General features: G+C 75.4%; 11 protein-coding genes (1 of these 11 running past the window's edge). 6 read left to right on the top strand and 5 right to left on the bottom strand.

What is annotated here, in order from left to right; translation table 11 throughout:
- Positions 1–727 carry the beginning of a gamma-glutamyltransferase family protein gene (locus tag QA634_RS12935; RefSeq protein WP_012332402.1) on the bottom strand. 851 nt of this gene lie to the left of the window's left edge, so only the first 727 of its 1,578 coding nucleotides appear in the window; it begins with the start codon at positions 725–727; its stop codon lies beyond the left edge, outside the window.
- 255 nt (positions 728–982) lie between these two features.
- On the opposite strand from QA634_RS12935, the gene QA634_RS12930 reads away from it, so the two are divergent.
- Positions 983–2,194, top strand: coding sequence for a Zn-dependent hydrolase (locus QA634_RS12930; protein ID WP_012332401.1), 1,212 nt, complete (start codon positions 983–985; stop codon positions 2,192–2,194).
- Positions 2,195–2,217: 23 nt separating this feature from the next.
- Here QA634_RS12930 and QA634_RS12925 read toward each other — a convergent pair whose 3' ends face one another.
- Together QA634_RS12925 and QA634_RS12920 are read right to left on the bottom strand one after the other, a co-directional pair.
- Positions 2,218–3,441, bottom strand: a complete 1,224-nt coding sequence (locus tag QA634_RS12925) for a thermonuclease family protein (protein ID WP_012332400.1) — start codon at positions 3,439–3,441, stop codon at positions 2,218–2,220.
- A gap of 132 nt (positions 3,442–3,573) precedes the next feature.
- Positions 3,574–4,425 carry a hypothetical protein gene (locus tag QA634_RS12920; RefSeq protein WP_012332399.1) on the bottom strand — a complete coding sequence of 284 codons (852 nt, stop codon included), beginning with the start codon at positions 4,423–4,425 and terminating at the stop codon, positions 3,574–3,576.
- 289 nt (positions 4,426–4,714) lie between these two features.
- Between QA634_RS12920 and QA634_RS12915 the strand changes: the two genes are divergently transcribed.
- Both QA634_RS12915 and QA634_RS12910 read left to right on the top strand, forming a co-directional pair.
- Entirely contained in the window at positions 4,715–5,632 is a 918-nt protein-coding gene (locus tag QA634_RS12915; RefSeq protein WP_012332398.1) for a lipid kinase, read from the top strand.
- A gap of 33 nt (positions 5,633–5,665) precedes the next feature.
- Complete coding sequence (locus QA634_RS12910; protein WP_012332397.1) at positions 5,666–6,439, top strand: TerC family protein; 774 nt, start codon at positions 5,666–5,668, stop codon at positions 6,437–6,439.
- Between the two features lie 78 nt (positions 6,440–6,517).
- Here QA634_RS12910 and QA634_RS12905 read toward each other — a convergent pair whose 3' ends face one another.
- Entirely contained in the window at positions 6,518–7,336 is an 819-nt protein-coding gene (locus QA634_RS12905) for an acid phosphatase (protein ID WP_012332396.1), read from the bottom strand.
- A gap of 167 nt (positions 7,337–7,503) precedes the next feature.
- Here QA634_RS12905 and QA634_RS12900 point away from each other — a divergent pair, with 167 nt between their 5' ends.
- The 3 genes from QA634_RS12900 (at position 7,504) to QA634_RS12890 (ending at position 10,171) form a co-directional block, all read left to right on the top strand.
- A complete protein-coding gene (locus QA634_RS12900) occupies positions 7,504–8,370 on the top strand; it encodes an SDR family NAD(P)-dependent oxidoreductase (protein WP_265576600.1) in 867 nt (288 codons plus the stop codon).
- A gap of 57 nt (positions 8,371–8,427) precedes the next feature.
- On the top strand, positions 8,428–8,697 hold the full coding sequence (locus tag QA634_RS12895) for a GNAT family N-acetyltransferase (protein WP_012332394.1): 270 nt from the start codon (positions 8,428–8,430) through the stop codon (positions 8,695–8,697).
- Between the two features lie 115 nt (positions 8,698–8,812).
- Positions 8,813–10,171 (top strand): NAD(P)H-dependent oxidoreductase, encoded by a 1,359-nt coding sequence (locus QA634_RS12890; protein WP_012332393.1) that lies wholly within the window; start codon positions 8,813–8,815, stop codon positions 10,169–10,171.
- Here the strand turns inward: QA634_RS12890 and QA634_RS12885 are convergent.
- Positions 10,161–10,427, bottom strand: coding sequence for a hypothetical protein (locus QA634_RS12885; protein ID WP_018260892.1), 267 nt, complete (start codon positions 10,425–10,427; stop codon positions 10,161–10,163). The two genes, QA634_RS12890 and QA634_RS12885, sit on opposite strands and share 11 nt — an antisense overlap.
- Positions 10,428–10,634: the final 207 nt, after the last annotated feature.

The raw sequence follows: 10,634 nt of genomic DNA, 5'->3' as shown, positions 1-10,634 counted from the left end.
TCACCGGCACGACCTCCTCGGGCGCGGTCCCGGCGAAGTCGTCGAGGCTGTGGAGCCCGCCCCGCGCGCGCAGGGTCGCCACCATGTCGTCCGCCACCGGCCCCTCGTAGAAGCCGCGCGGCCCCTCCGCCGCGATGCGCCGGAGCGTGCGGGCGAGCGCCGGATGCCGCATGATCGCCCCCGCCGCCGGGGCGGCGCCGTCGATCAGGTAGGCGGCGGCCGAAGCGGGATCGGCGGCGACGCGCTCGCGGTTGCGCGCCCAGTCCCAGGCCACCCGCGACTGGACCGGGTAACCCTCCTCCGCGCAGGTAATCGCCGGCCGCAGGAGGTCGCCGAGGGAGCGCGTCCCGTGACGCTGCACCAGCCAGTCCCAGGCCGCGACCGCGCCCGGAATCGTCACGGCATGCGGGGAGGTCGGCTCGATGGTGAGGCCGCGTTCCAGGTACCAGGAATCCTCCGCCGCGGCGGGGCTGCGCCCCGAGCCGTTGAGCGCGATCGGACGCTCGGCGCCCTTCGGCAGGTAGAGGGCGAAGCAGTCGCCGCCGATCCCGGTCATCAGCGGGTCCACCACCCCCTGCACCGCCACCGCCGCGATCGCCGCGTCGACCGCGTTGCCGCCCTCGCGCAGCACCTCGATCGCCGCCAGCGTCGAGAGCGGATGCGAGGTCGCCACCGCGGCGTTGGCGGCGTAGACGGGCGAGCGCCCGGGCTGCGAGAAGTCCCTCATCGGATCCACCCTCCTCACTCGAAACCGGATGCGCGCCCCGCGACGCGGCGCGCCCTCGACCAACGCGCCGGCCCGGCACGGAGAGGGTCGGCACCGCGCCCCCGGCGCACGCCCCGGCCGCGCGTGCTCCCGCTTGGGAGGGGGCCGGCGCGGCGTTAGGCATCAAGCATGCGAGCGCGCCCGGTGCCAAGACCCCGGGCGACCAAGACCCCGGGCGACCAAGACCCCGGACGACGGAACGGAGACGGAATCGCCATGCCGCAGGCCATCGACACCGACGCTTTCCTGCGCGACCTGCACGCGCTGCGCGCCATCGGCCGGTTCAAGACCGGCGTCCATCGCCCGACCTACTCGCCCGAGGACATGGAGGCGCGGCGCTGGCTCGCCGACCGGCTGACCGAGTGCGGCCTCGATGCCACGATCGACGGGCTCGGCACCGTGCTCGGCCGCCATCCCGGGCCGGGGCCGCACCTCCTGGTCGGCAGCCACATCGAGAGCCAGAACGAGGCCGGCTGGCTCGACGGGGCGCTCGGCGTCGTGGCCGGGCTCGCCCTCGCCCGGGCGGGGCTCCCGGTCGATGTCTGCGCCTTCGCGGACGAGGAGGGCCATTTCGACGTCGGTTTCCTCGGCAGCCGCGCGGCGCTCGGCGAGGTGAGCGAGGCCGAGATCGACGGCGCCCGCAACCGCACCGACGGCACGCCCCTGCGGGCGGCGCTGGAGCGGGCCGGCCTCGCCGGGCGGCCGCGCCTGCGCCTCGATCCGGCCCGCTACCGCGGCTTCCTGGAGCTGCACATCGAGCAGGGCACGCAGCTCGAGAGGGCCGGCCTTCATCTCGGCATCGTCACCGGGATCGTGGCGATCTGGCAGTACCGGATCGTCGTCGAGGGCCGGCAGGACCACGCGGGCGGCACCACCATGGCCGAGCGCCGCGACGCGGGGCTCACCGCCGTGCGCCTGCTCGCGGCCATCGACGCCGCCTTCCCGCGCGTCTGCGGCGAGGCCAGCACCTGGACCACCGGGCGCATCGCCCTCGATCCGGGGGCGCCCAGCATCATCCCGGGGCGGGCGGAGGTGCTGTTCCAGTTCCGCGACGTCTCGACCGCGGTGCTGGAGCGGATGGAGGCGGAGCTGCGGGCGCTGATCCGCGAGAGCAACCGGCGCGAGCGCTGCGCGGTCGAACTGGTGACGGTCTCCCGCGCGGTCCCGGCCGCCTGCGATCCGGGCCTGATGCGGGCCCTCTCGGAGGCGGCGGAGGAGGTCTGCCCGGGCGGCTGGCGGACGATGCCGTCCGGGGCCGGGCACGACGCGCAGAACATGGCCCGGGCGATGCCGGCCGCGATGCTGTTCGTGCCCTCGATCGGGGGGATCAGCCATCACTGGGCCGAGGACACCGCCGAGTCGGACCTGGTGCTCGGCCTGCGCGCGCTCGACGGGGCGGCGCGGCGGATCATGCAGGGCGCGCCGTGAGGCGACCCGCCGGCCTCGCGCCGCTACTTGCGCCAGATGCCGAGCTTCTCGGTGCGCGCGTGGCGCTCGGCCTCGAGGAGGTCGGAGGTCGCCTCGGCAGTGGCGCGCCCGCCGCCATTGTAGAGCACCACCTCCGACAGGTCGTGCCCGTCCACGCTGCAGAGATAGCTCGCCCCGCCCGCCGATGCCTGGCAGGCCACCGGCCGCCCGGCGAGATAGGTGGCGAGGTCCTCGGGCTGCGCCCCCTTCGCGGTCTCGACGCCGAACAGGCGCAGCGTCCGGCCGCCGAGCCGCAGGGTCGCGGTGTCGACGACCTCGGCCACCCCGGCGAGGGACGACGTCGGCTTCGGGGCGGCGCCCTCCCCCGGAACCAGCGTGCCGGTCTCGCCGGGCTCCCGGCGCGCATTGGCGGCGATCTTCGCCTCCGTGGTGGTGCGCCGGGCCGCGTTCGAGGAGGGCGCGCCGCCCGCCGGCGGCGAGGGCGCGGAATCCCCGCCGGAATAGAGCCACGCGCCGGCGCCGGCCGCGAGGAGAAGGCCGAGGGCAGCGTAGAGCGGCCCGCGCCCGCGCCGGCGGCGCACCTGCATGGTCGGGCGGGCGACCGCGGGCTTGAGCCCCTCGCCCGCCGGCGCGGGCGGCGCCGGGGCGGGAAGGCGGGCCGCGCCTCGGCGCTCCGCCCGGGCGCGGGCCCGCGCCGCCACCCAATTCCCCAGGCGCGCGGCGCCCCGGCGCCAGAATGGGGCGGGACGCGGCGACGCCGGCCCAGAGGCCGGAGTTGGGGCCGGAGTTGGGGCCGGAGTTGGGGCCGGGGCCGGCTCGGCGGAGGGGGCGGACGGCGCCGGTCCCGCCTCGCCCTCTTCCGGGGTGAGCCTGATCCAGTCGCGGCTGACCGCCGCCGGCATGCGCGGCATCTCGGGGAGCGGCGACGCGACCGGCGCGGCCTCGGCCGGCGGGGGCGCCGCAACGGCCATCGGCGGTGGCGCGGCCGGCCCGGCCAGGAACAGCGAGGGATGCTGGCGGCGCAATTCGTCGAACAGGTCCGCCAGGGTGAGCGGGACCTCCGCCCCCTCCCCGCGCCGCATGCGCGGCGCGCCGTCCCGGCCCACGATCCGGTAGCCGGGCGCCGCGTCGATCGCGCGGACCGAGGATTCGGCCAGGAGTTCGAGCGTGCGCCGGGCCACCTCGACGGGCCGTTGCCGATCGATCTCGGCCCGGATCAAGGCCTGCACCTTCTCACGCGACGTCATGACCGTCCGTCTACCCCGGATTTCCGCCGCATTCCAAGCCGGTTCGACCGGGAAAGGCGCGGCCGCGCGATCCTACCGCATCGGCCGCGGCGCGACAGGGCGCGGCCGATGCGGTGGGTTGCGCAGACGCGCTCACTCCCCGGCGGCGGCGACGCGCTCGCGCGACAGGACGCGGCTCGTCTCGGCGACGATGACCGGCCGCCCGCCCGCGAAGCTCACCGCCATCCGCACCGCGACGGTGCCCTGCGAGCGGGCGCCGCGCTCGGGATTGATCGCCATGAAATCGACCATGCTGTCGACCTGGCACGTGGCGATCCCGGCGTTGCAGGCGGTGCGCATGGAATCCGGCCGCGCCCGATAGCGGCGCTCCGGCCAGCGGGCGAAGAAGCGCTGCTTCTCCGCGATCACCGCCGCCAGGGTCATCGGCCGGCCGTGGAACACGACCCGGTCCGCGTAGAACCGCGTCTGCGTGCCGAGGGAGACGCGGTTGGGCTGCGACAGGGTCGCGAAATAGTCCTGCGTCAGGTCCTGGGCGGCCACGGCCCAGCCGTAGACGCGGCTGTCCGAGGCGGGCGCGGCCGGGGCTGCGGGCTCGGGCCGGGGCTGCGGCCGGATGGCGAGGCGAACGGGCCGGTGCGGCGCCTCGCGCCGCGGGGCGGCCTCGGCCCGGGCGCGCCGGGCGGCGGGCTCGGCCGGCCGCGCCTCCTGCGCGATCCGGCGCGCGGGCTTGGCCGGCTCGGCCGCGGCGGCGCTCTTGCGCGACGGGCCCGCCCTCTCGGCCCCGGCGACCGGCTTGGCCGGTGCAGCCTTCCCCGCCGCTTGGCCGGACGCCGCGCTGGCGGGGGCATCCGCCTTGGGGGATTCGGCCTTGGAGGGCGGATCCACCCAGCTCGGCTTGGCCTGCTGGGCGCAGGCGGGCGCGGCGAGCGCGGCCGCGTTCAGGAGAAGGCCGGCGAGGAGGGCCGAAGGGCGGGGGGCAGGCATGGCGGCACCCGGACAGACGAGGTCGACACGAAAACGTCGCAGGATACGGTGACGGTTCCCGGAAGGTTTCGCCAGTCGCGGAAGCGTGGCGCTGGGGCTTGTCAACGCGATGCACAACCCCACCTGTGGAGGAACCCGGGTCCGGGCCCCTCTGGCGGTCGAGGCGTCGACCGTGATGTCGGACCCCTTCTCTGCCTTTGTGCTGACGCGGCACGATCGCACGGGAGGGCGCTCGCCGTGAGCGGCCCATGTTTCGATGACCCGCGCCGGTGTCACCGCGGAGGCGCCGATGGCCGGCCCTGATCGCCTGCGCCGGGCGCTCCTCGTGGTGAACGCCAAGGCGCGCAACGGCCAGCTCGACCTCGGGGCGGTCAGGGCGGAGCTGAGGCGCGGCGGGATCGAGGCGGTGACGCCGCCCTCCCCCGATCGCGACTGCCGCGACCTCATCCGCGAGGCGTCCGACGCGATCGACCTCGTCATCCTGGGCGGGGGCGACGGCACGCTCAACGCGGCCGCGCAGGCCCTGGCGGAGCGCCGCCTTCCCTTCGGGATCCTGCCGCTGGGCACCGCGAACGACCTCGCGCGCAGCCTCGACCTGCCCCTCGATCCGGTCGAGGCGGCGCGGGTGATCGCGACCGTGCCGTCGCGGGCCATCGACCTCGGCTGCGTCAACGGCCACTACTTCTTCAACGTCGCGAGCGTCGGCTTCTCGGCCGATCTCGCGGGCGCGCTCACCGCCGACCTGAAGCGGCGCTTCGGCACCCTCGGCTACGCGCTCGCGGCCTTCCGGCTGCTGCGCCGGGCGCGGCCCTTCACCGTGCGCATCGAGCACGACGGAGTCACCGAGACCGTGCGCACCATCCAGGTCTCGGTCGGCAACGGCCGGCATTACGGCGGCGGGATGACCGTCGAGGAGCATGCCAGCGTCGATGACGGGCTGCTCAACTTCTACAGCCTGGAGGTCGAGCATTGGTGGCGGCTCCTGCTGCTGCTGCCGGCCCTGCGGCGCGGCACGCAGGGGAAGGCCGCGGACGTGCGCGCCTTCCAGACCACCGAGGTGGTCCTGCACACGCGCAAGCCCCGTCCGGTGAACACCGACGGCGAGATCACCACCCGGACGCCGGCGCATATCCGCGTCGTGCCGGGATGCGTGCGGATCCACGCCCCACCGCCGGTGCGGCGGCCGCGCGCCTCTCTCATTCCCTGAACCTGCCCCAACCCGACAGAGCGAGACTGACGCGTGGATTCCCTCCTTCAGCTGGCCGCGGACCCGGCCGCCTGGGCGGCCCTGGCGACCCTCGTCGTCATGGAGGTCGTGCTCGGCATCGACAACCTGATCTTCATCTCGATCCTGACCAACAAGCTGCCGCCGGAGCGGCAGGCCGCCGCCCGCCGCATCGGCATCGGCCTCGCGCTCGGCCTGCGGCTCGCCCTCCTGGGCACCGTCGCCTGGATCGTCCACCTGACCCAGCCGGTCGTGACCATCCTCGGTCACGCCTTCTCCTGGCGGGACCTGATTCTGATCGCGGGCGGCCTGTTCCTGCTCTGGAAGGCGACCAAGGAAATCCACCACAACGTGGATCCCGACCCGGGGGAGGGCGAGGCCGGCGCCGCCGCGCCCCTCAGCTTCAACGCCGCGGTGGCGCAGATCCTCGTGCTCGACCTCGTCTTCTCGATCGACAGCATCATCACGGCGGTGGGCATGACCGACCACGTGGCGATCATGGTGATCGCCGTGCTCGCCGCGGTGAGCGCGATGCTGCTCGCGGCCGACCCGCTCTCGCGCTTCATCGCCGCCCATCCGACGGTCGTGATGCTGGCGCTCGGCTTCCTCATCATGATCGGCATGACGCTGATCGCCGAGGGATTCGGGGCGCACGTGCCGAAGGGCTACATCTACACCGCGATGGCCTTCTCGGCGGCGGTGGAGGGGCTCAACATCCTGGGCCGCCGCGCCCGCAGGGCCCGCGCGACGCCCGCGTCCCGCGCGGCGCCGTCCCGCGGCGAAGCCTGACGGCGCGGGCGAGGCGCCCCGCTCGCGCAATGCCCCGGGCGCGCTCCTGCGCGCCCCGTCGCGCTCCTGCGCGCCCCGTCAGGGGAGCGGCTCGGCCGCGGCACCGGCCTCCCGGGCGCAGGTCGCCTCCTCGGGCGGCTGCGCCGGCCGGGCGAGCACCGCGGCGAGTTCCGCCCGCGCGCGGTCGAGATCGGCCCGGAAAGGGGCGCTGGCCACCAGGGCGGCGTACAGGGCGGCGCCGGCGGTGCGGCCGGCCTCGACGTCGCTGCGCCAGTGGACGCCGCAGACGAGCCGGCTCTCCCCGTAGATGCGGCCGCGGCGCAGGATCCCGGTCGCCTGCGCGGGCGCGGCCGAGGCGAGGATCAGCGCGAAGGTCCAGCCCTCGGTCGCGTGACCGGACGGGTAGGAGGCGCTCCGCGCCAGCCGCTCGCTGCGGGCGACGCAGACCGGCAGGCCGTTGCCGACATGCGGCCGGGTCCGCCGGTAATGCTCCTTGGGCGCCTCGACCGCCGCCGCCACGTCGAGCCGCGCGCGTTCGAGCAGGGCCGTGGTGACCGGCAGCTGCGTCGAATCGAGGCTTGTGCCGAGGGCGCAGGAGAAATCCGCCAGGAGGGCCCTCGCCCCGCCCGCCACGTCGGCGGTGGCGAGCGCCCAGCGCGGCGTCCCTTTGAGCGCCCGGGTGCGCGCGAAGGTCAGCCGGTCGGCGGCCTCCGCCTCCGTCCCGGCCTGCGGCGGCGGCGCCAGCACGGCGATGGTGTCGAGGGCGCCGGGGGCGAGGTAGGGCTGGCGCGCCGGCGCCTCCGGCGCGACCGGATCCGCCCGCACCGGCGGCGCGGCCTCCTCGGCCCGGGCGACCTGCGCGAGACCGACGAGGAGGAGGGCGAGGAGGCGGCGCATCCGAGGCTCCGATTCGGGGCGGGGCGCATCCGATACCGGAGATCGCTCCCCCGCGTCCATCGGCGCGGCGCCCGCCCGGGGGCCCCTCCTGCCCTTGCGGCAGCGGCGCGGACCCGTCACGATGACGCAGGCTCCTCGGTCACGCGGATGCGATGGCGGGCGGCGCGATGCGCGACCATGTTCTCATCACCGGCGCCGGCTCGGGCATCGGCCTCGCGACGGCCCGCGCGCTGGCCGCCCGCGGCGACCGCCTCCTCCTGGTGCTGCGCCCCGGCGCGCCCGATCCGCCCGGCCCCTGGCCCGCGGACACGCTCGTCCTGCGCTGCGACCTCGCCCGCCCGCCGCAGATCCGCGCCCTGGCCGGGGATCTGGCGGCCATCGCGCCGCGCATCGACGTCGTCCTCGCCAACGCGGCGGTGCAGCCCTGGCGGCGCATCCTGACGCCCGAGGGGCTGGAACTCGGCTTCGCCACCGGCGTCCTCGGCACCTACTGCCTGATCGAGGCGGTTCGCCCATTCCTCGCCCGGGCCCCCTCTCCCCGGCTCGTCGTCACCGGCTCCCTGGTGCATCGCTGGGGCCGCTACGATCTCCCGGGCCTCTTCCGGGGCGAGCCGTTCGATCCGAACGCGACCTACTTCGCCACGAAGCTCGCCCAGATGCAGCTCGTGACCGCCTTCGCGCGCGCCCTGCGCGCCGAGCGCGTCGCCGTGCACGCCCTCGAACCGGGCATGACGCGCACCGCCTTCGCCCGGCACTTCCGGGGCGTCTTCCGGCTGATGGCGTGGCTGTGGCGTCCCTTCATGCGCGCGCCCGAGGCGGTGGCGCAGGACTTCGCCGCCCTGATCGCCCGCGACGACCTGCTCGCGCTGACCGGAACGACCTGGCACCGGGGCCGCCCGCGGCCTGCCGCCGCGGCCGCCCTCGACGCGGTCGCCGCCGAGCACCTGGTCGCCGGCCTGCGCGGCCTCCTCGCGGGTCCCGCCGGGACGGCGCCCGGGAGCCGGGCGGAGGCGGCCGCGCCGCGCCCCGCCTGATCCCGCCCGAAACCCGGTGCCGCCCTGCCCCGTTGTCCGGACGACCCGGAGCCCGGAATGAGCCTGCGCGACAACACAGAGGCGAAGCGCTTCGAGCTCGCGGTGGGCGGGCAGGTCGTGTTCGCCGATTACGACCGGCGGGACGGGAGCCTCGCCATCCTGTACGTCTACGCGCCGCCCTCGCTGCGGGGCACCGGCGCGGCCGGCCGCCTGATGGCGGAGATCGCCGCACAGGCCCGCCGCGAGCGGCTGCGCATCCTGCCCTATTGCGGCTACGCGGCCGCTTGGCTGCGGCGGCATCCTGATCATCGCGACCTGGTCGGGTGAGGCGCGCCGGCCCTCACGCGCGTGTGGCGCGCCGCGCGGTTCCCGGCCATGATGCCGCCTCAAGCGCCGCCGCAGCGCGCCGAGCGGCGCGGCCGGGGTCGGGAGGGAACGCGCCGTGAGTCTCCATCATGCACTCGCCGCCCGAGCGCAGGCCGGCCGGCCCGTCCGCGTCGCGCTGATCGGCGCCGGCAAGTTCGGTTCCATGTTCCTGTCGCAGGCGCCGCGCACGCCGGGCCTCCACGTCCTCGGCATCGCCGATCTCAACCCGCAGCGCGCCCGGGCGGCGACGGCGCGGGTCGGCTGGCCGGCCGAGCAGGTCGCGGCCCGCTCGGTCGCCGAGGCCCTGCGCGGCGGCGGCACCTTCGTGACCGACGACGCTGCGGCGCTGATCGCCGCCGACGGGGTCGACGTGGTGATCGAGGCCACCGGCCATCCGGGCGCCGGCATCCGCCACGCCCTGCTCTGCTGCCGCCACGGCCGCCACGTGGTCATGGTCAACGTCGAGGCCGACGCGCTGGCCGGGCCCCTCCTCGCCCGGCAGGCGGCCGAGGCCGGGATCCTCTACTCCTTCGCCTATGGCGACCAGCCGGCGCTGATCGCCGAATTGGTCGATTGGGCCCGCACCGCGGGATTCCCGGTCGTCTGCGCCGGAAAGGGCACCAAGTACCTGCCCGCCTACCACGCCTCGACGCCCGACACCGTCTGGGGCCATTACGGCTTCACGCCCGAGCAGGTGGCCGCCGGGGACTTCAACCCGCAGATGTTCAACTCCTTCCTGGACGGCACCAAGTCCGCCCTGGAGATGGCGGCGGTCGCCAATGCCTGCCGGCTCGATCCCGGCCCGGACGGCCTCGCCTTCCCGCCCTGCGGGGTCGACGACCTGCCGAGCGTGCTGCGCCCGCGCGAGGCGGGCGGCGCCCTGCCCTTCGCCGGCACCGTCGAGGTGGTCTCCTCGCTGGAGCGGGACGGGCGCCCGGTCTTCCGCGACCTGCGCTGGGGCGTCTACGTGGTGATCGAGGCGCCCTCGGACTACGTGCGCCGCTGCTTCGCCGAGTACGGGCTGCGCACCGACGCGAGCGGGCGCTACGCGGCGATGTACAAGCCCTACCACCTGATCGGGCTCGAACTCGGCCTCTCGGTGGCGAGCCTGGTGGTGCGCGGCGAGCCCACCGGCGCCACGCGCGAGTTCCGCGCCGACGTGGTGGCGACCGCCAAGCGCGACCTGCGGGCCGGCGACCGCCTCGACGGCGAGGGCGGCCACACGGTCTACGGCCGCCTGATGCCGGCCTCCGCCTCGCTCGCCGCGGGCGGCCTGCCGATCGGCCTCGCCCACGGCTTCACGCTGACCCGGCCGGTGCCGGCCGGCAGCCTCGTGCGCTGGGAGGACGTCTCGTTCAACAGCGAGGACCCGGCGGTCCGCCTGCGGCGCGAGATGGAAACCCTGTTCGCCCGGGAAGCCGGAGTCAGGACCTGACGTTCTGCACGACCGCGCCCGGCGCCGCGGTGCGGTCGATCTCGTTGAACACCGCTTGGCAGCCGCTGCTGAGATTCACCCGCTCGCGGCGCAGGCAGGCCTTGATCCGGCCCACGTCCGGGATCTCGCTGCTGCACAGCCGGAACACGTCCGGCGTGCAGGCGGCCCTCTGCGCCGCGGTGCCCTCGGCCCGGCTCGCGGTCGCCGCGGCGACCGAGAGGAGGACGGCGCAGATTCCGACCATCGACTTGCTCATGCTGCTCCCTCACCGTCGCACAGCAGCGCCCGGCCGCGCGACCGCAAGGTCGCTCGGGATTTACCTGGTGGGCCGCCGTTTCGTGTGAAGAAAGACTATGAGCGGTTGATGAACTCGGTCAAGCGATAGAATCCTCGATCCTCTCGAACCTTGTGCGCCGGGTGCGAGGCAGCACAATGTTCGAGATCGCACAGTTCTTGGGCGTCC

The sequence above is a fragment of the Methylobacterium sp. CB376 genome, assembly GCF_029714205.1.
In the GTDB taxonomy this organism is placed as follows: domain Bacteria; phylum Pseudomonadota; class Alphaproteobacteria; order Rhizobiales; family Beijerinckiaceae; genus Methylobacterium.
The sequence above is the reverse complement of the archived record's forward strand: the minus strand, read 5'-3'. Positions and strand labels throughout refer to the sequence as shown.

Excerpts from the sequence above, each read along its gene's own strand:
- QA634_RS12930 (WP_012332401.1), top strand. The coding sequence starts at position 983 with ATGCCGCAGGCCATCGACACCGACGCTTTCCTGCGCGACCTGCACGCG.
- QA634_RS12925 (WP_012332400.1), bottom strand. The coding sequence starts at position 3,441 with ATGACGTCGCGTGAGAAGGTGCAGGCCTTGATCCGGGCCGAGATCGAT.
- QA634_RS12920 (WP_012332399.1), bottom strand. The coding sequence starts at position 4,425 with ATGCCTGCCCCCCGCCCTTCGGCCCTCCTCGCCGGCCTTCTCCTGAAC.
- QA634_RS12915 (WP_012332398.1), top strand. The coding sequence starts at position 4,715 with ATGGCCGGCCCTGATCGCCTGCGCCGGGCGCTCCTCGTGGTGAACGCC.
- QA634_RS12905 (WP_012332396.1), bottom strand. The coding sequence starts at position 7,336 with ATGCGCCGCCTCCTCGCCCTCCTCCTCGTCGGTCTCGCGCAGGTCGCC.
- QA634_RS12900 (WP_265576600.1), top strand. The coding sequence starts at position 7,504 with ATGCGCGACCATGTTCTCATCACCGGCGCCGGCTCGGGCATCGGCCTC.
- QA634_RS12895 (WP_012332394.1), top strand. The coding sequence starts at position 8,428 with ATGAGCCTGCGCGACAACACAGAGGCGAAGCGCTTCGAGCTCGCGGTG.
- QA634_RS12885 (WP_018260892.1), bottom strand. The coding sequence starts at position 10,427 with ATGAGCAAGTCGATGGTCGGAATCTGCGCCGTCCTCCTCTCGGTCGCC.